General features: G+C 42.4%; 25 protein-coding genes. 9 read left to right on the forward strand and 16 right to left on the reverse strand.

Going from position 1 to position 24,865, the window contains the following annotated elements; genetic code table 11:
• The first annotated feature begins 457 nt into the window (after window positions 1-457).
• From AC6R00_RS16130 to AC6R00_RS16140, 3 genes are all read left to right on the forward strand, one after another.
• Entirely contained in the window at window positions 458-1,660 is a 1,203-nt protein-coding gene (locus AC6R00_RS16130) for an aromatic amino acid transport family protein (protein ID WP_500641135.1), read from the forward strand.
• 162 nt (window positions 1,661-1,822) lie between these two features.
• Complete coding sequence (msrB, locus tag AC6R00_RS16135) at window positions 1,823-2,959, forward strand: peptide-methionine (R)-S-oxide reductase MsrB (RefSeq protein WP_500641136.1); 1,137 nt, start codon at window positions 1,823-1,825, stop codon at window positions 2,957-2,959.
• 154 nt (window positions 2,960-3,113) lie between these two features.
• Entirely contained in the window at window positions 3,114-3,860 is a 747-nt protein-coding gene (locus tag AC6R00_RS16140; protein WP_500641137.1) for a MipA/OmpV family protein, read from the forward strand.
• Between the two features lie 77 nt (window positions 3,861-3,937).
• Here the strand turns inward: AC6R00_RS16140 and dbpA are convergent, their stop codons facing one another.
• A complete protein-coding gene (dbpA, locus tag AC6R00_RS16145; protein ID WP_500641138.1) occupies window positions 3,938-5,314 on the reverse strand; it encodes an ATP-dependent RNA helicase DbpA in 1,377 nt (458 codons plus the stop codon).
• 271 nt (window positions 5,315-5,585) lie between these two features.
• Window positions 5,586-6,239, reverse strand: coding sequence for a GTP cyclohydrolase I FolE (gene folE, locus AC6R00_RS16150; RefSeq protein ID WP_004746842.1), 654 nt, complete (start codon window positions 6,237-6,239; stop codon window positions 5,586-5,588).
• 156 nt (window positions 6,240-6,395) lie between these two features.
• On the opposite strand from folE, the gene moeA reads away from it, so the two are divergent.
• The 5 genes from moeA (at window position 6,396) to AC6R00_RS16175 (ending at window position 11,704) form a co-directional block, all read left to right on the forward strand.
• Window positions 6,396-7,631, forward strand: coding sequence for a molybdopterin molybdotransferase MoeA (gene moeA, locus AC6R00_RS16155; RefSeq protein WP_500641139.1), 1,236 nt, complete (start codon window positions 6,396-6,398; stop codon window positions 7,629-7,631).
• A 9-nt stretch (window positions 7,632-7,640) separates the two neighbouring features.
• A complete protein-coding gene (gene moeB, locus AC6R00_RS16160; protein ID WP_500641140.1) occupies window positions 7,641-8,390 on the forward strand; it encodes a molybdopterin-synthase adenylyltransferase MoeB in 750 nt (249 codons plus the stop codon).
• A 32-nt stretch (window positions 8,391-8,422) separates the two neighbouring features.
• Window positions 8,423-8,737, forward strand: coding sequence for a hypothetical protein (locus tag AC6R00_RS16165; RefSeq protein WP_500641141.1), 315 nt, complete (start codon window positions 8,423-8,425; stop codon window positions 8,735-8,737).
• A 93-nt stretch (window positions 8,738-8,830) separates the two neighbouring features.
• Window positions 8,831-10,777: a methyl-accepting chemotaxis protein gene (locus AC6R00_RS16170; RefSeq protein WP_500641142.1), complete on the forward strand. Its 1,947-nt coding sequence runs from the start codon at window positions 8,831-8,833 to the stop codon at window positions 10,775-10,777.
• 93 nt (window positions 10,778-10,870) lie between these two features.
• Window positions 10,871-11,704, forward strand: coding sequence for a sulfurtransferase (locus AC6R00_RS16175; protein ID WP_500641143.1), 834 nt, complete (start codon window positions 10,871-10,873; stop codon window positions 11,702-11,704).
• A 136-nt stretch (window positions 11,705-11,840) separates the two neighbouring features.
• Here AC6R00_RS16175 and AC6R00_RS16180 read toward each other — a convergent pair whose 3' ends face one another.
• From AC6R00_RS16180 to AC6R00_RS16240, 13 genes are all read right to left on the reverse strand, one after another.
• Window positions 11,841-12,407 (reverse strand): OmpA family protein, encoded by a 567-nt coding sequence (locus AC6R00_RS16180; RefSeq protein ID WP_500641144.1) that lies wholly within the window; start codon window positions 12,405-12,407, stop codon window positions 11,841-11,843.
• 1 nt (window position 12,408) lies between these two features.
• A complete protein-coding gene (locus tag AC6R00_RS16185) occupies window positions 12,409-13,719 on the reverse strand; it encodes a TadE/TadG family type IV pilus assembly protein (protein WP_500641145.1) in 1,311 nt (436 codons plus the stop codon).
• 1 nt (window position 13,720) lies between these two features.
• Window positions 13,721-14,305, reverse strand: coding sequence for a tight adherence pilus pseudopilin TadF (gene tadF / locus AC6R00_RS16190; protein ID WP_004746854.1), 585 nt, complete (start codon window positions 14,303-14,305; stop codon window positions 13,721-13,723).
• Entirely contained in the window at window positions 14,295-14,825 is a 531-nt protein-coding gene (locus AC6R00_RS16195) for a TadE family protein (protein WP_500641146.1), read from the reverse strand. The genes tadF and AC6R00_RS16195 overlap by 11 nt, the downstream gene beginning before the upstream one ends.
• The gene (locus AC6R00_RS16200) at window positions 14,822-15,946 is read right to left on the reverse strand and encodes a tetratricopeptide repeat protein (protein WP_500641147.1); all 1,125 of its coding nucleotides are present in this window, start codon (window positions 15,944-15,946) and stop codon (window positions 14,822-14,824) included. Before AC6R00_RS16200 ends, AC6R00_RS16195 begins: the two co-directional genes overlap by 4 nt.
• The gene (locus AC6R00_RS16205; RefSeq protein WP_500641148.1) at window positions 15,943-16,809 is read right to left on the reverse strand and encodes a type II secretion system F family protein; all 867 of its coding nucleotides are present in this window, start codon (window positions 16,807-16,809) and stop codon (window positions 15,943-15,945) included. Before AC6R00_RS16205 ends, AC6R00_RS16200 begins: the two co-directional genes overlap by 4 nt.
• Window positions 16,809-17,723 (reverse strand): type II secretion system F family protein, encoded by a 915-nt coding sequence (locus AC6R00_RS16210; RefSeq protein ID WP_500641149.1) that lies wholly within the window; start codon window positions 17,721-17,723, stop codon window positions 16,809-16,811. Before AC6R00_RS16210 ends, AC6R00_RS16205 begins: the two co-directional genes overlap by 1 nt.
• Window positions 17,720-18,985, reverse strand: a complete 1,266-nt coding sequence (locus tag AC6R00_RS16215) for a TadA family conjugal transfer-associated ATPase (protein ID WP_004746859.1) — start codon at window positions 18,983-18,985, stop codon at window positions 17,720-17,722. The genes AC6R00_RS16210 and AC6R00_RS16215 overlap by 4 nt, the downstream gene beginning before the upstream one ends.
• Window positions 18,982-20,175, reverse strand: coding sequence for an AAA family ATPase (locus AC6R00_RS16220; protein ID WP_500641150.1), 1,194 nt, complete (start codon window positions 20,173-20,175; stop codon window positions 18,982-18,984). The genes AC6R00_RS16215 and AC6R00_RS16220 overlap by 4 nt, the downstream gene beginning before the upstream one ends.
• 2 nt (window positions 20,176-20,177) lie before the next feature.
• Window positions 20,178-20,507: an ATPase gene (locus AC6R00_RS16225; RefSeq protein ID WP_500641151.1), complete on the reverse strand. Its 330-nt coding sequence runs from the start codon at window positions 20,505-20,507 to the stop codon at window positions 20,178-20,180.
• A gap of 131 nt (window positions 20,508-20,638) precedes the next feature.
• Window positions 20,639-21,964, reverse strand: a complete 1,326-nt coding sequence (locus AC6R00_RS16230) for a type II and III secretion system protein family protein (RefSeq protein ID WP_500641152.1) — start codon at window positions 21,962-21,964, stop codon at window positions 20,639-20,641.
• Entirely contained in the window at window positions 21,965-22,741 is a 777-nt protein-coding gene (locus AC6R00_RS16235) for a pilus assembly protein CpaB (protein WP_500641153.1), read from the reverse strand.
• Between the two features lie 63 nt (window positions 22,742-22,804).
• Window positions 22,805-23,020 (reverse strand): Flp family type IVb pilin, encoded by a 216-nt coding sequence (locus AC6R00_RS16240; protein WP_239855107.1) that lies wholly within the window; start codon window positions 23,018-23,020, stop codon window positions 22,805-22,807.
• 157 nt (window positions 23,021-23,177) lie between these two features.
• Here AC6R00_RS16240 and AC6R00_RS16245 point away from each other — a divergent pair, with 157 nt between their 5' ends.
• Window positions 23,178-23,681, forward strand: a complete 504-nt coding sequence (locus AC6R00_RS16245) for an A24 family peptidase (RefSeq protein WP_500641154.1) — start codon at window positions 23,178-23,180, stop codon at window positions 23,679-23,681.
• Here the strand turns inward: AC6R00_RS16245 and AC6R00_RS16250 are convergent.
• A complete protein-coding gene (locus AC6R00_RS16250; protein WP_500641155.1) occupies window positions 23,671-24,585 on the reverse strand; it encodes a LysR family transcriptional regulator in 915 nt (304 codons plus the stop codon). The two genes, AC6R00_RS16245 and AC6R00_RS16250, sit on opposite strands and share 11 nt — an antisense overlap.
• Window positions 24,586-24,865: the final 280 nt, after the last annotated feature.

Raw genomic sequence — 24,865 nt, forward strand, 5'->3', positions numbered from 1 at the left:
ATTTCTTCTGCGAGTTCTTCAATTGACTGCTCGTAGTCTGAGAGCTCAAAGCCAATTTCCATCGCATCTAATAGCTCAAGGCATTCTTCGTTTACTGATTGGTCACTCATTCTGACCTCCTTAATAAAAACACTTCTTAAGACCCATAAACAAGTCTCTACTTGAATATGTGGTTCCATTGTTCCTTTTTAAACCACTTATATGACAGTTTTTTGAAAGGGAAAAGTAAATTTTGACCACGATTTGAAACCAATCCCAAGTAAACGATTACGTCGCAGGCTAATGCCACTACGTACAATATTGTTTACACCAATGGTAATTTAACTGTACAAAAAGCTTGATTACGTTTGAATTATTTTACACAATCGCACCATTGGTAGTTATTAATACCATGCCCTGAATATTTATTAGCCTATATAGCTACAAAAGTACATTACAACGTAAAGATTATTATACAATGACAAAATCAAAGGTATTGGGTAGTACTTTGATCATTGCAGGCACCACTATTGGTGCAGGCATGCTGGTACTGCCACTCGCATCCGCCGGAATCGGTTTCTCTACATCTCTAATGATCATGATCTCATTGTGGGCCCTAATGGCTTACACCGCGCTGTTAATGATTGAAGTCCACCAGCATGCTGAACAAAATGCGACCTTGCATACGTTAGCCAAGCAGTTTCTTGGCACCAAAGGCAAGTGGGTTGCGAGTTTTGCCATGATGTTCTTATTCTATGCCCTGTGTGCTGCCTACATTGCTGGGGGCGGTGCTCAATTTGCTGACCGTATTGCCGGTTTCACCAACATAGAAGTTTCGAACACGACATCGACTTTAATTTTCACCCTCATCGTTGCGTCTGTTGTGACTATTGGCACCGCTACGGTAGATAAAGTGAACAGAGTGCTATTTTTGGTTAAGATTGTCGCCATGGCGATGGTACTCACTTTCTTAGCGCCAAACGTCACAGAGTCTTACCTTTTGAGCATGCCTGTAGAACAAGGATTGGTCATCGCAGCCATTCCTGTGATCTTCACTTCATTTGGATTTCACGGCAGCATTCCTGCCATTGTGAATTACCTTGATGGTCATACCCCTTCACTACGTAAAGCGATTTTGGTCGGTTCTGCTATCCCTCTAATTATTTATGTATTTTGGCAAGTGGTAACGCTTGGCGTTGTTAACCAATCTACGTTGCTTGAAAACCAAGGTCTTAGTGCATTAATTTCAACCCTTGCAACAACAGTGCACGCTTCTAACCTAGGCCAAACTATTGGTATTTTCGCCGACTTAGCCCTACTGACCTCTTTCTTGGGTGTAAGTTTAGGCTTGTTTGAATTCTTAGGTGATACCCTGAAGAAGCAGGGAAAAGGCAACTCACGCGCTCTGGTTGGTATAATTACTTTCCTTCCTCCAATGGGATTTGCTCTCTTCTACCCGCAGGGCTTTATCATGGCGCTTGGTTATGCCGCTATTGCACTTGTCGTTCTCGCAATCTTTTTACCAATATTGATGGTAAAGAAGGCGCGTGCTCAATCTGATTCAGAGCACTATCAGGTGCTTGGTGGTAATCTAGGTCTCGCGGTTGGAAGTACTGTGGGCGTCCTGATCATCGGCGCACAGATTCTTATCACAGCAGGTTTCCTACCCGCTTTAGGATAACCCTTGTCAGTACAACCAAGAAATCATACAAAGACGCCTATATTGGCGTCTTTTTTTGATCCCTTTTCAGCGAATATGGATAAAACTTGTATCTATTTGGTAATTTTTTACTGCTTAACCCGTTCTTATTAATCGATAACGAAAACAATCGATGAGGTTGATATGAAAGTGAAGTTTAAGTTTGTCCTATCCGCTCTCGCAGCCGTAGCTGCCCTTGCCTCTTTTGTAGGTACCGCAGAAAGTGACATGCAAAAAACCACAACTTCAAAAGGATACGAAGTTGCCACACTCGCAGGAGGCTGTTTTTGGTGTACAGAGTCAGACCTAGAAAAGTTTAATGGCGTATTGGACGTTGTTTCTGGGTATTCAGGTGGCGATTTACAAAACCCAACCTATAAGCAAGTATCGTCAGGAAAATCCGGCCATATTGAAGTCATAGAAGTAAAATATGATCCAAAAGCGGTTAGCTATGAACAGATTCTCGACCAGTTCTTCCGCCATATCGATCCTACGGACAATAAAGGTTCATTTGTCGACCGCGGGCGTCACTATCGACCTGCGATCTTTTATCATAACGATGAACAAAAAATGATCGCTGAGCAGTTTATGGCAGAGATCGATGCAGTAGGTATCTTCAAGAAACCATTAAAAACAGAACTGATTAAATTCGAAAAGTTCTGGCCGGCAGAGAACTACCACCAAGACTATTACAAGCGTAATAAAGTTCGTTACAACTACTATCGATATGCTTCGGGTCGTGACCAGTATCTTGATGAAATCTTTGGTGATGATCGCGAAGAAAATCCGGTCACATTGCGCCAATTGATTGATGAGAAAAATGCTGTCGCCAACATCAAAGCGTACAATAAGCCTTCAGATAAGCAGATCAAGGCGAAGCTGACCGATTTACAGTACTATGTCACTCAGAAAGAAGGGACAGAGCGTGCCTTCAACAATGAATACTGGGATAACAAAGAGGCGGGCATTTACGTCGATATCGTTTCTGGCGAGCCACTATTCTCATCGACGGATAAATATAAGTCAGGTACAGGTTGGCCGAGTTTTACCAAGCCGATTAATGAAGGTTACATTGTCACTAAAACAGACTATCACCTGCTTTATCCAAGAACTGAAGTCAGAAGCCGCTTTGCTGATTCTCACTTAGGTCATGTATTTAAAGACGGCCCTGCGCCAACAGGCCTGCGCTACTGTATGAACTCTGCGGCGATGAAATTCATCCCTGTTTCAGAGTTAGAAAAAGAAGGCTACGCAGAGTACCTATACTTATTCGACAGTTAATCCATCCAAACGTCGACCAAGGAGCCAATTCCCATCCGGATTGGCTCTTTTCTTATCTAGTCTTACATCAAAGTTATTTATTGTTTTTTCTGTTTTGATGCAATTTATTAGCTCAATACCCTTTCTCCTATTTGTGAAGATAAGGAGAATCACAATGAGTTTAAATATCAAAGCAGTTACATTAGGAGTACTCGCGACTACCTTTGGCGTTACCAATGCTCATGCAAACGCTAACGAGCAGTACTATGATTTTGGTTTTGTTGGAGCGAGCGGCACTTTCGGCCAATCTGTATTTACTGACGGTGATAAGGGACAAGCCTCTGCAGAACCGAATCTATTTTATAACGGCAAATATGGCTTCATTGATGGCAGCTTAGTTAACGTTTCCGTGTTGCCGTATCTTGGTATTTCAGGTCAATGGCGATTTTCAGAAGTATCTAACGATTTTGATGACCTTCCAAGTGGCATTCAAGATCGCGATGGCAATGGCGAGCTGGGTGTTACAATCGGTACGGTGGGTGCGCGATTAACCTTTCTTCATGATGTCACAAGTGAGCATAAAGGCTATGAAGTTCAACTTCACCTGGGTCGAACGTTAGATTTGCCTTTCGACAACTTTACTCTCACCCCATATGTTGAGGTCGACTACCGTGACAAAAAACTCTCACAGCACCTTTATAACGTTAGCCCTCTCGAAGCGAGTCAGTCTCGATTCAGTGCATTTGAAGCGAAGCAATCTTGGGTTTATCAAGCAGGTTTGATTGGTATCTATACCCTCACACCAGATTGGCTTGGCTTAGCTAAGCTTGAGCTACAACACCACGACTCAAATAGCCCACTGGTGCAGCGTGACTTAGGTTGGGTAGCAAGTCTTGGTTTCGTCTATAAGTTTACTGATTAACGGCTAACAAATCTTGCCGAAGAAAAAATAAAACCCCAGTGGCTCTTCGCCTACTGGGGTTTTAACTATTGCGGCTTTTATTTCATAACTCGGGCTTTGAAGTTACGACCTTTCATTTTACCGGTCTGAAGCTGTTTAAGGGCAGGTTTAACAATGTTATGTTCAACGGCGACATAAGAGACCATAGGCAAAATGTTGATCTTACCGATCTTCTTACCATCGAGCCCCGCTTGCTTGGTCAGTGCTCCTAAGATGTCCCCTGCGCGTACTTTCTGCTTTTTGCCACCCAGGATTTGTATGGTTTGCATCTTAGGATAAAAAGGACGCTCAACTGGCTTTTCAGGCAATTGTGAAGGTGTGATGGCAATATCCATGTACTCATCGATACGAGCCACACGATACTCTTCTTTCTCACTATAGAAACTAAATGCCATCCCTTTTGAGCCTGCGCGCCCTGTACGGCCAATACGGTGAACATGCACCTCAGGGTCACGTGATAGCTCAAAGTTAAATACGGCATCAAGGTTGTCAACGTCCAAGCCACGCGCCGCAACGTCCGTCGCAACCAGAATTGAAATACTTTTGTTGGCAAACATGGTTAACGCCTGTTCGCGTTCACGTTGCTCCATATCACCATGCAGCTCAACCACGCTAAAGCCTCGATGGCTTAACTCATCAGTCACGTTCTGAACTTCTTTCTTAGTGTTACAGAACACCACTGAAGATTCAGGTTTATGAGTCAGCAATAGCGTTTCTAACGCGTCGTCACGTACTTCGGTTGTATCTAGCTTGAAGAAACTCTGCTCAATAGTGCTCTTTTGATGCGTCGATTCCACTTTTACCATTTCTGGGTTAACCATTACCTTGGCGGAAAGTGATTCAATATTATCTGGGAAAGTCGCACTGAACAGAAGTGTTTGACGCTTGCTCGGTGCTACTTCGATAATGGTATCGATCGCCTCTTCAAAACCCATCTCAAGCATTCGGTCTGCTTCATCAAGCACAAGAGTATTGAGCTCATCAAGGCTAATTCGACCTTTTGACATATGGTCTAGGATTCGACCTGGCGTACCCACCAAAATATGTGCGCCATGCTCTAATGAACCAATTTGGGGGCCCATTGGCATCCCGCCACATAGGGTCAGAACCTTAATGTTATGAATGCCACGCGCTAAGGTACGAATCTCTTTCGCCACTTGGTCAGCAAGCTCACGAGTCGGACAAAGTACCAAGGTCTGAACTCGGAATCGTTGTACGTTTAGGTTGCTCAATAAGCCCAATGAAAACGTCGCTGTCTTACCTGAACCTGTTTTTCCCTGACCAATCACATCTTTGCCTGCCAATACCATTGGTAGAGCCTGCTGCTGAATAGGCGTCATTTGGGTGTAGCCCAAGCTATCGAGTGTTTCTAGCAGTTCGCTACGAAGACCAAGCGTCTTGAATGAAGTCGTCACAATATTAACCTTAGTGGTTTATCGAAAGTATCTTATACCAATCGGGATAAATAGCTGCTCAGATAATTGCGCAGGAAAAATCGCTTAGAGCAAGGCATAGATTGCAGATAGCTAGTTGATCTACCTATAAAATCTATAACGCAGCTATCAGCGATTTTAACTAGCAAGAATGACCAGATATTTGTTCTGATTGGTATTACCCTCGATTTAAAAAAGTAAAAACCGCCTCAATAGAAGCGGTTTTGAATAAGCCGATAACCTAATCGCTGCCCTATCGAATCCCGTGAAGAAACTCGTGTCTTGTTGCCGGATTAGATTTAAAAATGCCGCCTAAAGCAGTCGTGGTTGTTTCGCTAGTCGCATCCATAACGCCACGCGACTTAACGCAGTAATGCGTTGCATCGATTGTTACCGCCACATCATCCGATTCTAATAGAGTTTGTAGAGCTACCAAAATCTGCTGCGTCATACGTTCTTGAACTTGTGGGCGCTGCGCGAAAAAGCGAACAATGCGATTAATTTTCGAAAGACCGATGATCTTACCGCGAGGGATGTAAGCGACCGCCGCTCGCCCATCAATCGTTACAAGGTGATGCTCACAGGTACTTGTCACGGTAATATCTTTGACGCGAACCATTTCGCTCACGTCCATTTTGTTTTCGATCACCGTGATTTTAGGGAAGTTTGAATAGTCTAAACCAGAGAAGATTTCATCCACATACATCTTCGCAATACGATGCGGTGTTTCTTCAAGACTGTCATCGGTAAGGTCAAGCTCTAGTAGAGAGAGAATTTCACGCATATGGTGCTGAATTTTCTCTTTTTTCTCTTCTCGATTGAACTGATTAGGAGCCATTGGCGTCTCTAATCCTCGACGTTCTAGCGCATCTTTTACCAACTTTGCGGATTCGCTAAGACCTGACATACCACTTCCTCTCATTTACCCCTTTAGGATGGCTGACAAGGATACTCGGATTTTTGAATAATTACACCCATATTTTATCGGAGGTCATTATTGCACAAGGCTTTCTGTGGTAGAGTGACCTGATTAGCTAACAATAATAAAAGAGTAGGATTATTTATGGGATGCTGTGACGCACCTGGCTTGATGCCAATCGAAGAAGCGATGGATAAAATGCTGTCGCCAATCAAACCTATCCAAACGACCTTACAACTCCCACTTGCTGAAGCTATTGGTTTTGTCTTAGCAGAAGACATTCTTTCTCCTATTTTTGTCCCTCCTTTTGATAATTCAGCAATGGATGGCTACGCGCTTCGCCTAGCGGATCTCGCACAAAACAATGTTATGCCACTGGTTGGAAAGTCTTTTGCAGGTCAACCGTTTGATGGTGAATGGCCGCAAGGAACATGTATTCGTATTATGACCGGAGCAAAGATTCCAGACGGTTGTGATGCAGTGATTATGCAAGAGAACACCGAAGTACTCGAACAAGGGATCCAGTTCAATCAGAGCGACGTTAAACCGCAGAACAACATCCGACCTATAGGTGACGATATCAAGCAAGGTGACGTTGTTCTTAACAAAGGCTTTCGTCTCACCTCTCGTGATATCCCTATGATTGCTACTTTGGGCATCAGCCATGTAACCGTTGTACGTAAACCGCGCGTTGCCTTTTTCTCGACAGGTGATGAGCTGAAACCACTCGGTGAACCATTAGCTGAAGGTCAGATCTACGACAGTAACCGTTACGGTATTAAGCCACTGATTGAAAACTTTGGTTGTGAAGCCATTGATCTTGGAATTATTCCTGATTGTCCTGAAACCCTCAAAGCGACGTTTGAAAAAGCGCAAACTCTCGCGGATGTGGTGGTGACTTCGGGCGGCGTTAGCGTCGGTGAAGCCGATTACACTAAAGACATTCTTGAAGAACTTGGGCAAATCGGTTTTTGGAAACTGGCAATTAAACCGGGTAAACCTTTCGCATTCGGCAAACTATCTACTGCTTGGTTCTGTGGTTTGCCTGGTAACCCTGTATCAGCCGTATTAACCATGTATGTGCTAGTACAGCCACTACTGGCTAAATTAGCTGGACATACGGAGTGGGCAGCGCCTGAGTCTATTCCTGCGACGACACGCAGCGCATTTAAAAAAGCACCTGGTCGTACAGACTATCAACGTGGCATCTACTCAATCGAAGATGGCAAATTTGTTGTCGAAACCACTGGCAACCAAAGTTCAGGCGCATTCCGTTCTATGAGCTTAGCTAACTGCTTTGTCGTTCTTGAGCGTGAGCGTGGCAGTGTTGAAGTCGGTGAGACAGTCAACATTCAGCTGTTCAACCCGACCCTATACTAGAGGTGACGTTTGGAGATCTTATCTGATCAAGAAATGCTACGATACAACCGTCAAATCATTCTTAAGCAGTTTGACTTTGACGGTCAAGAAGCATTGAAACAAGCCTCAGTGTTGATATTGGGAGCTGGCGGCTTGGGCTGCGCCTCTAGTCAGTACTTGGCAACCGCAGGCATCGGAAAACTCACCCTGATTGATGATGATGTGGTTGAGCTTTCTAACCTTCAACGACAAGTATTACATCACGATGCTGATGTTGGGACTAAGAAGGTTTTATCTGCGTCTAACTCGCTCAAACAGCTGAACCCGCACCTTCAAGTTGAAACGATCGATAAAAGGCTAACTGATGAAGAGCTTTCCGTACTGATAGCAAATCACAGCTTGGTTCTCGATGCCTCAGACAATGTTGAAACCAGAAATCAACTTAACAAGCTTTGCTATGCTCTAAAAACACCATTAGTGTCCGGAGCTGCTATCCGAATGGAAGGTCAAGTCAGTGTCTTTATTTACCAAGATGACAGCCAGCCTTGCTATCAGTGTTTAAGTGCACTATTTGGTAACGCCGCCTTAAGCTGTGTTGAAGCCGGAGTTATGTCCCCCGTCGTTGGCATCATTGGCGCAGTACAAGCCATGGAAGCGATAAAGGTAATTGCCAATTATGGAACGCCAAAACAAGGTAAGATCCTGATGCTTGACGCAATGAGCATGTCTTGGCGTGAAATGAACTTAATGAAAATGCCAAATTGCCCTGTTTGTGGTTAACTTTGTAAGCAGTAAGGAACGAAGACTTGTTGATGAACAATCCCAAAATTTTCCTTACTGCTTTAGTTACCCTGTCACTAGCTTTAATCCTGCTGATCTACCTTCTACCACCCACTCAAAATAGGTCCATTAATGGTGTTGTCGTTTCTCAGACTCTCACTCAATCTTTAGATGGCCAGCGTCGCTATTTAAATGTTCAGCTGGACAACGGCGACACCGTACTCGTCACCGCCCCAACCTCTACTCCATGCCCTAAAGGCTCAGTCATATCCCTACTCAAAGAACAAAATGTAATTAGCAAAAGTAGCAACTATCGCTTCTCGTCCTGTCTACCTCGTTATGAGTAACGTGGTGCACAAATTAGATAAATATCAATTTGCGTATAAGCTTATTTAAAGTACCAGTAGGTCATTTAGCACACTATACGGGCAGGGACGCTTATGTTGAATCTTACTATTGCCAATAAAATACGCCTTGGTTTTGCTGTCTGTCTTTTGTTTTTCCTCGTGGCAATTCTCTATAGCTACAAGGGTATGGTAACAGCCGCACATAACTTTGAGCATTATGGAGAACTTTCCACAGAAACCGCTTTGGCTGGGGAAATACAAGCTAATTTTCTCAAAGTCCGTCTAAGTGCCCTTCAATACGCCAACACATTGTCTCAACAGCAGCTCTCTATTTACGAAAGTCGTCTCTCTAAATTGCGTAAAATGGTCTCTGATGATTTGAAAGCCACCACAGACCCTCTACGTAAAAAACATTTAGAAACCGTCTTCAAAGAGGTCAATTTATTTGACGAATCATTTCAAATCGTTAAGCAATCAACTGAGGCAGTAGAACATAAAGTTTATGTTGAAATGGTCGAATTGGAGAAAAAGGCCATTTACGATCTAGAGCAGATGATTGAAGCTGCACACGATGCGTCTAATGCAGATATTGAATACTATTCGTCTTTGATCATGGAGAAGTTCTTGCTCGCCAATATCGCAGTATTGAACTATCTGCACAATGAGAAAGCGGAAGTTGCGGCTGAAGTGAGAAACTATTTTGGTTCCGAGTTGCCAGCACTTGAAGATAAGTTCCGCAACTACATCACCAGTAGTCGAGATACCGAATTGCTAAATGAATTCCTTGAACAACGTATTGCCTACGCTACTGGGTTTGAAGAGGTTGTTAAACTTCGAGAAACACAACATATTGCTGAGAAAGAAATGTTGGCACTCGGGCTTGATATCTCAAAAGAACTAGAGCTGATAAAGTTAGAATCTGTCGAAGAGCAACACGTACTTTCTAACGACCTGTTGGAAGCAAAAAATGACACTATAGAAATTATCATCTCGCTCGCGATCCTTGCGTTCATTGTAGGGATAGTCACTGCTCTTGCAATTACCCGCTCAATCCGTATTGGGATAGATAAAGTTAAACAGATTTCCTCTCAACTAGCAGAGGGCGACCTTTCTAATGATGTCGAGATTAAAGGCAAAGATGAAATAGCTGAACTTCTCAAAAACATGCGCACCACGATTCTTTCGTTACGCGATATCGTCGGAAAGGTAAACGATTCTTGTATTAAAGTTGGACAGATGTCAGAAGAGCTTTCAGCTATAACTCACACCACCAATCAATCATCAAATCAGCTTAGCCATGAAATGGAGCAGATTTCGTCTTCTGTTCAACAGCTTTCAACTAGCACTGCAGAGATTTCACAAAGTGCTTCAGACGCTGCCTCATTCACTCAATCAGCGACGACCAACGTCAATAGCAGCCTTAAAGAAGTAGAGAGCACGCTTGAGGCAATAGAAAACGCCGAGAAAGCGATGAAAGTTGGTTCAACTCAAGTAGGTGAACTGTACGATGAATCGATGAATATCGGTAGTATTTTGGAAGTGATACAAGGCGTAGCAGAGCAAACCAACCTACTTGCCCTCAATGCAGCAATTGAGGCAGCGCGCGCAGGTGATCAAGGTCGAGGCTTCGCGGTGGTCGCCGATGAAGTGCGTTCGTTGGCGAAAAGAACCCAAGAAGCTACAGGTCAGATTGATTCAATGATTCATTCACTCCAATCTGGTGCCGACTCTGCAAGGCAATCCATTGATTCAAGTCACGAAACCGTAACCAAGGCAGCGGTACAGGCTAAATCAGCATCAGAGAATATTTCCGCAATACACAGCACTATTGATGAACTCGGTGACACTAACACGCAAATAGCTGCCGCCGTAGAAGAACAGTGTATGGTGACGACGACGGTTAGCGAGAACATTACTGAAACCTATAACATCACTAGGGAAAACAGTGAGACGGTCAAACATGTCGCCGACTCTGCACACGAGCTCGCTGAAGTCGCGCAGTATCTCGATTTGCAGATGAAGCGATTTAAAATCGCTTAGCGTACAATTCAGTTTCAAGGTCTACACGGTTGCTTGTGATAGAGTGGTCGTGTAGCTTAATCCTTATGCCTTTCAAAAACATAAGGATAGCCAATGTCACCACTGATTACCCCTAATGATCTCAATAAGTTAATGGACGACGAGAAGCTGGTAATTTTAGATGCCAGTATTGATTTTCAGATTCCCGGCGAAGTAGAAAAAGATAAAACTCACCTCATTCCAAACAGCTTAAGATTCGATTACGACAAAGAGTTTTGTGACCCAAACGCTTCTTTACCACATATGATGCCAACTGAAGAGCGATTCAATACCTTGGCGCAAGGTCTGGGTATCAACAACGACTCCATCATTGTTATATATGACAACAGCGGCACCTTCGCTTCACCAAGAGCATGGTGGATGTTCCGCGCAATGGGTCATCAGCAAGTCTATATCCTTGATGGCGGTTTAACAGAATGGAAGTCCGGGGGTCTGCCAGTCACAAAAACGTATCGAAAAAGTGAATCCACTGGTGATTTCTCAGGCAAGCTCAATCCAAGATACTTTGTTGATGCCAACTACGTACTCGAACAAATTGACAATAGCCAAAGCCTAACTGTCGACGCACGTTCTAGAGCTCGCTTTAACAGTGAAGTCGCTGAACCAAGGCCGGGCATTCGAAGCGGTCATATTCCTAACTCTGTCTGTCAACCATTTGCTGAACTCATGGACGGACATAAGGTTAAGCCTATTGAAGAGTTGCAAACAATCTTGGGAAGCTCACTGTCGCAACAAGCAAATCAAACTCTGTTTAGTTGCGGTTCAGGTGTCACAGCTTGTATCGTCCTATTAGCGGCCCATTTGTGCGGCTATCAAAATCTCGCAGTATATGATGGTTCATGGACTGAATGGGGAGCCGAACCATCCCTGCCGATTAACAGTAAATAAGTTTGGCAATTCGTTGAACGCTGAGTTTCTATAGATGAAAAAAAGCCAGCACTCTATGCTGGCTCTTTTGTTTAAAGTAATCCACTCATCGCCGACGCCCACAAAATACACAAACAAGCAAAGATTAGACAGCGCATCACGATTTAACGGTTATCACTACACGACGATTGCAGCCAGTCACCGAATTTTCAGTAAGGTTACAAATGGGAGAGCTTTCTCCAAAAGCATGTTCCACAATTCTGTTACCCTGATTTAAATCGTTTTTTAGATACTTTGCTACCTGTTTAGCTCGTCGAGCAGACAGCGCTTTATTGTAAACCTCACCACCTAAACTGTCTGCATGCCCTTCGATATAGATCTGTGCTTTGTCACTAACCAATCCTAAATACTGCTCTAGTACCTGCTTATGGCTAGGCGACAGCCTGTAAATATCAATACCGTAGTTAAGTACTAAAGATTGTGTCTCTTTGTCGTAAAAACACAGTTCATCTCTAGCTTCAACATGAACCACATCGCGATTGCTGTTCAATACAGTATTTTCAAGCATTTGTTCACGCTGAGTTAAATGGCCAGAAACCTGAGTTTTGACTATATGAGAAGAGACTAAGGTAGTTGATGTTATAAATTCATCGACACTACCCAAGCAGTTCGCATAACCCAGCGGCGATAGTAAGATTGAAGTAATAATTACTGGGTATTTCATGTTAATCCTTAAGTCTTCCTGTTTCTTCGTTGATTAGGTTTAAAATATATTTGTAAACGTCGTCACCATCTCTGGCGTGGTAAATGTTTTTCCGACCAAAACAATCACCAAATCCATCCGACTCTTTAACTCGGTAGTCCACGCCAATTACTCCCATGGTGACTTTGGTTTTGCCCGCACTACCTGTTTTGCTTTGGAATCGATTCCTTTTAGCAGATATAGTTGAGCGTAGCTTTTTGCATAGACCTTGGTTGACCAATCGTTGTAGATAGCCTTCGTCATTATCGGCACCATCAGATAAAACGATAAATACCTGCTCTGGGTTAATATTTGTTGCTCGATTCGCTTCTTGTGCAGCAGCGATAATCCCATTCCAAGAAGAAGTACCACCTTCAGCACCTAGAGATGTGTTTGATAGTCTTCTCTTAAAATTGGAGTAATCTTCAGTAAGTGGAATATCGTAAAACTTGTAATAGTCCACAAACCGATCGTTATTCTGCACAAGAGAATTAACTTCTATGCGTGACATTCCAGACACATACTCTTGTACCTTTGAGTAAACGATTGGCTGGTCGAACATCTTGGCAACTGTTTGACCAGCTGTGTTTCGTGCAAAATTGTAGGCAACTTTCCGAGGCCACGACCTGCGATAACCGTAAGCATTCAAATATACCGTTCCAGTCTGCTTGACGTGCATTGGGTTGTACCCCATTAACGCAATTCGACTTTTCTCTTCGGTGTTGAAGTTTTCAATATCTTCAACCACTCGCTCGATCGTTTGTTTAACAACATCTAGCTTTGATTTTCCCCCTTTCCAGTGATGCTTCATCGAACCACTGAAATCAGCGATAAAGTAAACATCTACTGGCTGTGGAAGATATTTTCGAGTCACCGATTGACCAGCGACTTCAAACTCAGGCTTCAAGTCTGCTTCTTCATAAGCGATCCATGATTTGTGTTCCGCTTTTGCACTGACAACAAAGTCACTAAACGGTGCCAACTCCCCACTCGCCTGAACACAGCCATCTTTGTATTCGCATTTACGTGTGTACACTTCAACGTCGACATCATTAATGTTGTCAACGACATATCGATCCACTAACTGACGTGCGTATTTAACGTTGTCGTCTTCCGTTTCTTTTGGACTTGCAATTAAAGCTAAGCTTGACACTTCCGCCGCTTCCAAGACACGAGCATGGGCCAACATTTGTTGCGCCATTTGCATCGAAAAAGCCATAAAGATGACCATGATGGGCAGCAAACCTATAAAAAGGATTCCTGCCACACCATTCTGTTTCTTAATTGTTCTCATCCTAGACCCTCGCGAACGAATAAGAAGTGCTTAACAGGCGTAGAACCTCACCATTAGCTACACCCAATAGATTCACCGGAATCTCATAGCACAATGACACTTGATACAAAGGCAATCTCCGACCACGAGAGGTTATTGGTAATAATTCAATCGCCTTATCTTTGGTTATGTCGCTCATATTTGGAAAATCGCAGCCATGAATTGCCCCTTTAGTCAGCGTTTTTTGGACGCGTTTGTAATGAGTTTTACCACTAGGCAACAGTGTCTCTTCTAAACGAATCTCATCGATACGCATACCAAACTTAGATTTGTCAAAGTTTGGTATCATGCGTTTCATCGATGCTGAAGCAATTGAATACGTGGTTTGCTCTGTTTTACGGCAATTCCCTGCACATATGTCCAGATCCGAACTAAACAATTGTTTTCTTTCAGATAGAATCGTCGTAAGAGAATATGAAGCTCTGTCCAACTGACCTTTTTTGTTGATAGCCAACATGTAATTCACGACAACTAAAAACAAACCAGAAGCGAACACTAGGACTAACGCCAACTCCACAGCAAAAGAACCTGTTTGTTTAACTCGCACAACCAGCCCCCTGCCCAATCTTGAACGAACAACGCTCGTACTCCTGAATGGTGATCACTTCTCTTCTAATGACCATGTCTGGAAACCAAATTGATACTAAAGGATCATAGGTATATTCAAGGTTATACACTGCCAGTGCCATGTCTTCCGGTTGGTCTTTTTTTTCAGGGCACTCTTTAGAAGATTGATACGCGTCGGTGCACTTTAAGAATCCATCATAGTCTTTGAAGTAATCAACCCGAATTTTGACACTGCCAGGCTTTACACCATTGCTCCACAATGCGCCTCCGGCTTTGTTCATTTCATCTTTGATCATTTGACCATAGTTAACCGTGTTGCTATTGCTTGAATCACCTGCTTTTTTGGTACGCATTACTGCAGTGGTCAATGCATGGTCAGTCATGCTCATATTAAATGTCAGGATACAAATCTCGACCCAGCCAAAAATAATCGCCAGAAACAAGGGAATGCCCATCGCAGCCTCTATCGTCAACGAGCCTTTTTGTTTTGAGCGATTCATAGTCTAACGTACCTTTTCTTCGTGTAATCAACGACGAATGCGCCTTTGATATCTAAGCGAGAAAGAAAGGTCTTGGCTTCATCTAGATCATTGAACTCGCCGATACAATAACGCTTCCATAAGCCGTGTGTGTATGAATAGACGGTTCCATAATTGGTCTTTAGATAATTCAGAAAATCAGAGGGGATTGCAGTATAAGTCGCTAACACTTGGACACGATAAGTTGGCAATACTCCTGGTTTCAATTTCTTTGGGTCAAGTTCTGAACCATCAAGGCTATTTTTCGCCTGTTGAAACTCGTTACCGGTAGCAAGGCGACTAACCTTTGTCGTTGGTGCAACGAAACTAGCACCAGCCCCTCTTGAGTTAAATGACGATTTTGCTGTTGACTGTCTCACTGAACTTTCGCTCCTTTTGTTCTTTTTGATAGAGCGCATTAATGCTGCAAGTTGCTTTCGCGCCTGTTCATCACTGTTGGTATGTCGAAGTACTTCTAACGCAATGTCAGGACGGTCAGCGTTTACCGAAGAAATAATCAGGTTCGATCGCACTTTCTTATCGCTAGGGCTGGCTAAGTACAAGTCGTATAAAGTATCTGTTGCTCCAAGGTAATCGGACTGCATCATCTTAACCACGGCAATATTGTTGCCCGCTTCTCTGTCAGAAGCGCCTTGCTTCCGGCTTTCTTCGAACTGCTCGATGGCTTCTGGAAAACGTTTCTGCTGGGCGAGAATTTTCCCTTTTAACAAGTGGAATTGTCCCTCTTCACCGCCTTCGTCCAAGTACAAATCGAGATTTTCTAATGCTTGAATGTAGTTTTTCTTTTGATAATCGAGGCGCGCATTGGTCAATATGAATTCTGGCTGCTCCAAATCACTCTCAGAATAGGTATTTCTATAGAGTTCTGCGGACTTTATGTCTTTTTGCGTCAAATAAAGATTAACCAGTTTTGCTTTGTAGATTGGTTCAAGCTTTAAATTTGCTTTGTAAAACTCTATCAGTTGCTGGTCATTCCCAGACCCAACAAGCAGTTTTTCTTTGGTTTCCAGTTCAGTGTTTACGGCTGAGCATCCTGAAAGAGCACAGGTAATTAACAGCGCGCAAAGGGTAAGTTTTTTCACGTCAACATCCTTAGAATGCCCGGAGCGGCAATCAGTACGACGATAGGTATCATGATAAAAGCGATTAGCGGTATAGACATTTTTGCGCCCATTTTTCCTATCCTTTCTTCAAGATCCATCATATTGAGTTCACGAATATCAGTAGCCAATGTCGCCAATACCGGCCCAATAGACGAACCAAATTGAAGACTCTGCACGAGTGTCATAACAAAGCTATGAGATTCACTGGTAGGCACTAGATCATAAAATTCTTCTAACGCCTTTTCTAAACCGACCAATCGCGAACGTTCCACAGTGACTCGCACCACATAGGCTAAATTACGGTCGACAGTCGCTAATTCTTTGGACAAGTAATCTAAACTTGATTCGATTGTCATCCCGGTATGAACACAAACATTCATAAGATCGAGAAGAAATGGAAGTCTTGAGCTGATGTGTTTTATATTGGCTTTGCCTCTACTAGTCACAAACGCATCGGGGCCGATTATAAATAGACCTAAGGCGCCTAATAAGTAGAGTAGCGAAAAGGCAACCTCTGTTTGACCTTGAAAGTAATCAAAACCAATTAGAGCGAGGCAAACTGTAAACGGGATAATTTTGATTAGGTAGTAAACATCAGCCAAATAATCACTATAGAATCCGGCTGCTACGAGTTTTTTCCGCGTTTCTTCTTTGTTAAAACTCACTTGAGACAGCGCTACTTTAATTAAGTCGATGCGCTTACGTTCCTCGCGTGTAGAACCAATGATTTTTCTCGTTGCAATATTGGCTCGTGTATTGTCCCATGCTTTCAGTACACCACCTGCGATTAACATTGAAAGCAAGAATGCGAAAGCCCATAGCATTAGGGTTTGAAAATCCATTATTCGACCCCTCGCAAGATAAACCAGATGCACACAAAACCAATGAATTCACTGATCAACACGTAATAGAAGATCGGTTGTCCGCCCGGTTCAAACATGACGAAGTTGTAATTCTCTGGGCTGGTGAATTTCAAAATAACTAGAAAAATGACGGGTAAACAGGCGATGATTTTCGCGGAAGCGCGTGCCTCTGACGTCAACGCATTTTTCTTTTTTTCTACGGCTCTTGAATCAAACATAAGTCGGTTAATGCGATTGATTACGTCCTTTAGCTGCCCGCCTCGGCTCAAGTTGATTCGAATTGTTGACGCAAAGAAAAAGTACTCCAAGTAAGGGAAAGTCGCGGCACTTCTTTCAAGCACGTCGTCAGGGTCTTCGCCAATAAGCAGTCGTTCGGCCATGAACTTAAATTCATTGCCAACTTCGTTGTCTAGTTGTTTCCCTACATACTCAAATGCATGCACGATACTTTGACCAGAAGAGATCGCACCACTAAGAATATTCAGTGCATCTGGAAAGTTATTTTTGAATTTTTCCGACTGTCTTTGCTTGAGCTTGGTAAAAAACATCACAAACAATATCGGTTCGATGATGACCAAGCATGTCATGAAATCCTGTCGAAAAAAGAACTCGTTGATCGCGTACACTGCTCCCGAAGAGATTGAAAAGAACAGCAACAGCTTGAGTGGCATGTTTGGTTGAAACACTTTCACTGCAGCTTTGTATTGTTGACGTAGACGCGCTTTGAAATCTTTTTCGAATTGCTGAGCATCAATAACTGCTCTTGCGCCTTTCACCCCCTCAAATTCTGCTTCCATTTGGATGAGCTTATTTAGTTCCTTGTTTTGACGTGTGCGTACTATCATCCAATAAACAAAGAGACCTCCCCAAGCAAGTATCAGTAATAGGGTCATGCAAAAATCTCCCTAACCGTCTCTTCGAGGCCAAAGAACTTGGCACGCTCATAAATAACCGAACGTGTAGATAAACCTGGTGTTCGAAACTCGCCGTTAATCTTACCCTCTTTATATTCTGAGCTCGCTTCATAACGGAAAATGTCTTCCATAACCACACTGTCACCTTCCATCCCGATTATCTCGGATATGTACATCACTTTACGGCTACCATCGTGGAGACGCTTAACCTGCACAATCAAGTCAACAGCACTAACAATGGTTCGTCGAATAGCTGCAATTGGAAGACTCGCGGTCGCCATCATTACCATGCTCTCGGTACGCGCAATGGCATCTCTTGGCGTATTGGCGTGTAAGGTAGACATTGAGCCATCGTGTCCGGTGTTCATCGCCTGAAGCATCTCGAATGCCTCTCCGCCACGACACTCACCAACAATTATTCGGTCTGGACGCATACGTAACGCGTTAATCACTAGCTCTCTAGCCGATACTTCACCCGTCCCTTCTACACTCGCTTGACGTGTTTCTAGTCGAACTATATGAGGCTTTTGTAATTGTAGCTCCGCCGCATCTTCAATCGTAACGATACGTTCGGTTTCTCCGATAAAACCTGACAATGCATTGAGAAGCGTGGTTTTCCCTGAACCTGTACCACCCGAAATCAAAATATTGCATTTGCAATGGCTTGCAATCGACAGCAACTTAGCCATTTCAACTGACATGGCACCGAATTCAACTAAGTTCTCAAGCTTTATCTTTTGCTCTTTAAACTTACGAATTGAAATAGATGTACCGTCTATGGCCAAAGGAGGGATTACAATATTGACACGACTTCCGTCCATTAAGCGCGCATCACACAAGGGCTTCGATTCATCAATACGACGCCCAACGTTGGAAGCGATACGCTTTGCTATCGTATTAAGTTGCTTCTCGTTAACAAACTGAATTGGAGACTTTTCAACCTTACCACCAATCTCAATAAAGATATCCGACGGGCCATTGATCATGATGTCTGATATATCATCATTATCAACCAGCTTTTGCAGTGGCCCTAACCCCTTAAGTTCATCAAGAAGTGCTTTTACCAGTTCGACACGCTTTAGCGAGCTCACTTGTAGCTTGTTTTTGTCGATAAGAATGTTAACCGAATCTTTTAACTGCTCTTCAAGCTCTTGTGTCGTGATTTCAACTAATGTCGCAGCATCCAATGCATCAAAGATTTCATCTCTAAGTTGGATGTAAATTTCTTTTATTTGATTCATTTTCTAAACAGTGAAAAACGTGATTTGGTTTTGATTTTCTTACCCGTTAAGGTGGAAACCATATGAGCGATCGGTGCTGATGACTTAGATTTCATGAAGTGCCCGATACCTTGCTGAATAAGCAGCTTTTCCAACGCAGGTTCGTACGCGAAATCAATACTTGTCTTAACACGAATTCGCTCTTTAGCACTGGCGAGCGTAACCATAAAATCCTTAGCTGGGCGATTGAGGTTAAACACCAATTCATGTTCCACTTTACCGAGTTTTTTCTTTAGCAAGTTGTAAGAACGTAAAGAGGATACTGAAGGGTCACACACCACAAAAATTCGATGATATTTGTCACTTAGCTCTTGGTCATGGATTTCTTCGTAGCACGAGAGCGGAGCTGAATCGATTATAAAGTTATATTGATCAATAAGCTGATTGGACAAATTAAATAGCGTTGTCGCGTGATCTGACAAACATGCTATGTTCTTTTCCAAAACAAGATAGTCCAGTTTATCTACTACAGGGTGGACATACGTCTTAGCGATCGCATCATCGATATCAATTTGATTCAAATCTATACTATTTTGCTTAGCCTTTAGACCTTTAACCCCAAGATAGATATCACTGTTCATAGCTCCAGAATCGTGGTCAACAAGTAAGGTTTTTAGATTAGCTTGTCCTGCTAAGGAATGGCATAAGAGCGAACTAACACTAGAAACACCTACCCCACCTTTTGTACCAAGGATCAGAATTCGCTTAGCGACACGGGTACGCTTGACACTGGACTCTTGCTCTTCATTCGACTTAATTGCCGCGAGTAATGCGTCAAGATCTGCATCCCACAACACATAATTGGCACCTAGAGAATGAACCTGGTTTCGTAACTTAATCGAATCGACATCGCACAACACTAACAATGAAATGCTGACATCAAGGCGTGTTGCTATCTCCGAAGTTTGGTCAACCACGTTGCCTGCGCCTCTTAGATCCAAGATAACGTGATTCAGTTTTACGTCCGAGTTGTTCCACGTACTGTCGTTATCAATATCTGGCACTTCTATTGGTTTTGCATAACCTTCAATCGCATATAGGTCGTTAACGGACTCTATAAACGCAGCATCATCTGAAACGACAAGATCCCTTGCGGATATACTCTCCTTCATTTTTGAAGACGAGTTTTTGAATAAGATATCTAAATCCATGCTTATTGAACTCGTGTGATCGGATTAACTAGGCTAATGTTTCTATTGTGTTCGACACTACACCCAAATCGGTATGCTTCTCTCTTGCTAAAGGTCATCGCTCCACAATCACTACTTTTGATCCTCACATACCGTGCGGTAATCAATATGTTTTTTTCTTGGCCTGGAGTGGCGAGCGCGACCTTATATCTGTCCTTTGCCACACCTTGTGTTTTGAACTGGTCATGCAGTGTTGCGACAAAATCACTAGAACCCGTTTTGTACTCAACGAGGAATCTCGCTTTAGGCTCACGTCTTTTTACGTCTTGTATAAAAGCGACTGCTCGTGCCATTGAGTCACCTCCTTGAGTGGAATTGAACTCCAGTCGTTCTTCCAATTGTTCAATGACACTCGAGTTCGTTGTATCAACTTGACTGCATGCCGCGCTTAAAAGTGCCAACATTGAAATAACTATCCAACGCATTAGTTGAAGCCCCCCTGTTCAATTGTTCCTTCTAGTTCTGGTTCATTTAACGATGACAAATCAATTCGCAGTAACCGCTCTAATTCGCTAGTACGCCTAAAACTCGGTAACTTGACTTCTTCTGAATCAACTGGGTCGACGAGATTAACTGTAGCTACGATTATCAGTTCTGTTTTCGAACGATTTGTGGTCGTATGGCTAAATAGAGCTCCCAAAATTGGGATATCACCAAGGAATGGAATTTTGGTTAGCGCCTCACGCTCTTCTGAAGTTAGCAAACCTGCAAGTACAAAACTTTGGCCGTCTTTAAGATGAACGGTAGTTTGCGCGCGACGAGTCCTTAAAGTTGGGACAGAAATCAAACCTGTTGAAGTTTTGTTTGACTCATCAATCGAACTGACTTCAGGCATCAGAGTGAGGCGAATATTTTCTGTATCAGTCACTTTCGCGACCATAGCTAGCTTAACGCCATATTCTTTGTAACTAATGGTGATGCCGTCTTCATCACGTACAGCGATGGGGATTTCACCGCCAGCAAGAAAGCTAGCCTGTTCACCTGAGATTACCGACAGATTAGGCTCGGCTAGAACTTGTCCAATCTTGTCATCTCCACTGGCTGAAATTACCGAAACAATGTCTTGGGCGGTGAAATCAAGCAGTTTATTGACAAACTTTCCTGGCTCACCACTATCGCTATAAGTAACACCTAACTCAGTTAAAAATGAGCTGGACACCTCCGCGACAGTAAGCTTTACGTTGATTTGCTCTGTTGTTAAGACTTTGAGGTTATTAATGACTTGATCGTAAGTAAACCTAGCTGTGTAATCTAACTCATCGAACTCTTCACCATCAGCATCTCGCAGTTCGTAGACTTTCCGACGTCGCTCTTTATTTAGCATTTCGCCCACAAGGCGATACACTTTCTGTTTAACCTCTTCACTACTGACAATACCATCTAGTACCACCTGATCACCGACGTTCGAAACCACAACACTTTCATCAGGGAAGCGAGCAATTATCGTTTGCTTTAGTAATCTCAAGCTTTGGTTTACAACCAATTCTGCGTTGTATATTTCGTTTCCACCTCGGTCGTACACAATCACTGAGGTGCTACCCTGACCAACGCCATAAACCACAACTTTATTCTCATCAATAATCTTGTAATCGGCGATTTCTTGGTTTGCGACAAATACGGTTGCAACCTGACGTTTTAGGTTAATCGTTTTAGCCGCGCCTTGATCTAAACTCATCAACTGAGAAGCGTATGACGGTAAACAGAGAATGAGATACAATAGTGCTGCCGACTTAGTTTTATTTCTCACCATTTAGTCTTTACCCCTTAACTCTCTTACACCAAACTGTGTTTCCAGTAAGTCACTGCTGCGAATAGATAAATAGCGGTTTTCAATCTCCGCCGGAACAATGTTTACATCGCCCACTTTTTGCGCCATTTCAAGTTTGAGTACATCACGCATTTTGAGTGCTATTACGACGCTATACTGCTTATCTTCCGCGTCCTCGGCATCTTCATCCTCATCCCCCTTTATTACCTGCAAAACCCTTGCGCCGCTGATTATGACGCGGCTCACTAAACCACCAACATCACCATAGCCATCTTCGAGCAAGTTATTTTCTGAAGAAGTGGTAGAGACAAAACTGACTTTGTCTCCCGGATAAAGAGTTAGAGTTTGAACAATTCCAAGGCCCGATACATGGTAGTAATAAGGCAGTTCCCCATCATTGACAGACAAAAACATATAATCTCGGTCACCTGGATTTGATATATCTTTTTGAGAAATGAGTTCTCCTGGGTTCAACTCTCTTCTAAATAAAGCCCCTGGTTGAATGTTAATATTTTCTTGCGCTGTATAGTCCAAGCCCTCGACTTGCGATAAGTCGATTGACTCTGTTTTATAAGAATATGCGTTTATTATCTGACCTTTGTTTACGTCATCATTGATGACCAAAACAGTCACTTGGGGTTCTGGTTTTTCAGTTTGTTCTTGCTGTTCCTCAGTGGAAGAAAAATAAGTATTGTTAATAAAAACAAAGCTTGAGAAAATGGCGAGAGCAACAAGCACAAGAATAATTGTTCTATTCATATTGAGTCTATGTAGTAATAAGACAGGGGCTATCGCCCCTAGAATTAACGCAGTGCATTAAATTTATTTAGTAGTACCTGTAGCATCAGTTAGATTTTTTGTTACTGCGGTTAAGGCCCCTGTAATTGCATTTTTAAGTGCATCAGTTTGGAATGCTGCTAATACAAGTGCTGACATAACAACGGCGATAATTGCGTACTCAACTGCGGTTACACCACGGATGTCATCTTCGAATTTCATTTTAAGCTCTGCAAGCTTAGCTAAAGTTTTGTAGTACATAATGTTCCTCTAAAATGTTGGCCTTAGCCTGTGTATATTTCAGATGGAATTAAATCATTCAACACTAATCACAACAAATTATTAGTTTTTATAGAGTTATAATTTTTTATTATCCCAATAAACATACTATTTTATAGATGTATAAAATAATTTTATAATGACAATGGTTGATACTGTTTATTCGAATAGATATTATTTCAAGATGATTATAGACAGTATCCTTTCAACATCATTTATTATCTTAAACTTTTACTGTGCTGTTAAAGCATGCATCAGTGATCATAAAAGCAGGGCAATATCAAATAGTCTATGTAAAACACTATTCGCTATAAATGCGGTCGCAGCTTGTTACCATGGGTATATTCTTCAATCAGCAACCACAACCTTTGTTATTTTTTCAATTGTCATTTTGATGTGGTTAGTTGGCTGTTTAGGTGCTGGAGACATCAAGCTACTGTGTGCGTTTACAATAGGAATAAAACCCGAACTCACTATTGCTTGTTTGGTTATGGTGGGATTACTTGGGGGTGTTCAAGTGGCTCTCATGTATTTCGCAGGAATCGCTTCTAGTAAAAAAGCTTTCGAAACAGGTATTCCCTATGGAATACCTATATCTATTAGCGGTCTAGCTTTTTCATTACTCTCTTTTCTTAGTTTCTAAACGCTGATATTCGGCAAGGTTTGAAACTAGTGGTATTTTGTCGTAGTTGCTCCTCTTCCTTGAGTTCAAACAACTCTTGCATTTTGTGCTTTAATCCAAGTTCTTCAAGTTCGTGAGTGACATCATCGCTGCACCATACATACATATTAGCCTTCTGGTTAATGATTACTTTACGACAGTCTAAATTTCGAACTGACCATTCTGGAAAGATCAACACCGTGCCATTTGTTTCAAGCTCGTTCTTTATCAATCTTAATGAGTTAGTTGAAACCCAACTACTTACAAAAGAAGCATCAATGCTGTGCTGTTTAAGAATATCTTGAACATCCGAGCGATTTAACGTGTGACAATATACAATTCGTTGTGGATAGCACTCGAGCGGATCCATAACATGTGAATGGGCAATAGCATAGTTAACCGTATTGAGTTGATACGAACGCCCATCTGTACACGGAAGCCTACTAACCGAAAAAATTAGGTCATAATTGTCTATATCTAGATGCCCACAACTCGCAAAACTGGTGATTGAAAGGTCGATATTGTTTAGCGCTCTAAATTCATTGATGATTTTATCAACCATGTCGGGACAGAATAACTCTGCAATGGCAATGTTGAATTGATCTCGCAGTTCTACGCTTTCCAAATCGTTGAACAACTTCTCATACATAGACATTGTTTGATCAGCATATTCAAGTAACACTTGGCCATGTTTTGTGAGCACAAAGCCCTCTTTTCTATCAAAAATACTTGCCCCTATCGTACTTTCAATCTTCTTAATATGTTGTGAAACTGCAGGTTGTGTCATAAACAACGATTCAGCCGCTGCGGTAAAGCTTTTTTGCTTGGCAACCTGCGAAAAAGTTCTTAGGTATTTGACGTCGATACTTCTATTGACGGTTTTCATGGTCGAAACTACCTCGATGTTGCGATTTTATAATTTTTTTAATGAGCTAAATAATTTAGCTGCAAAATAACAATTGTGTCATATAGATACAAACAGCAATATTTATGGAGTCATAAGCAAGTCTTATACAACAAAACACTTAATCACAAAGCTCACCACGCCACTTCAAAGCAACAGGTATTAATGTTGAAACATAAAAATTGTTGGACTGAATGTTAGAATATTGGCTCTAGAGTAGGTTTCGCTTAGGTTTTACACTGCAATTAGTCGTAAATACAGA

The organism is Vibrio sp. R10-SF1-ISO8, assembly GCF_059833805.1.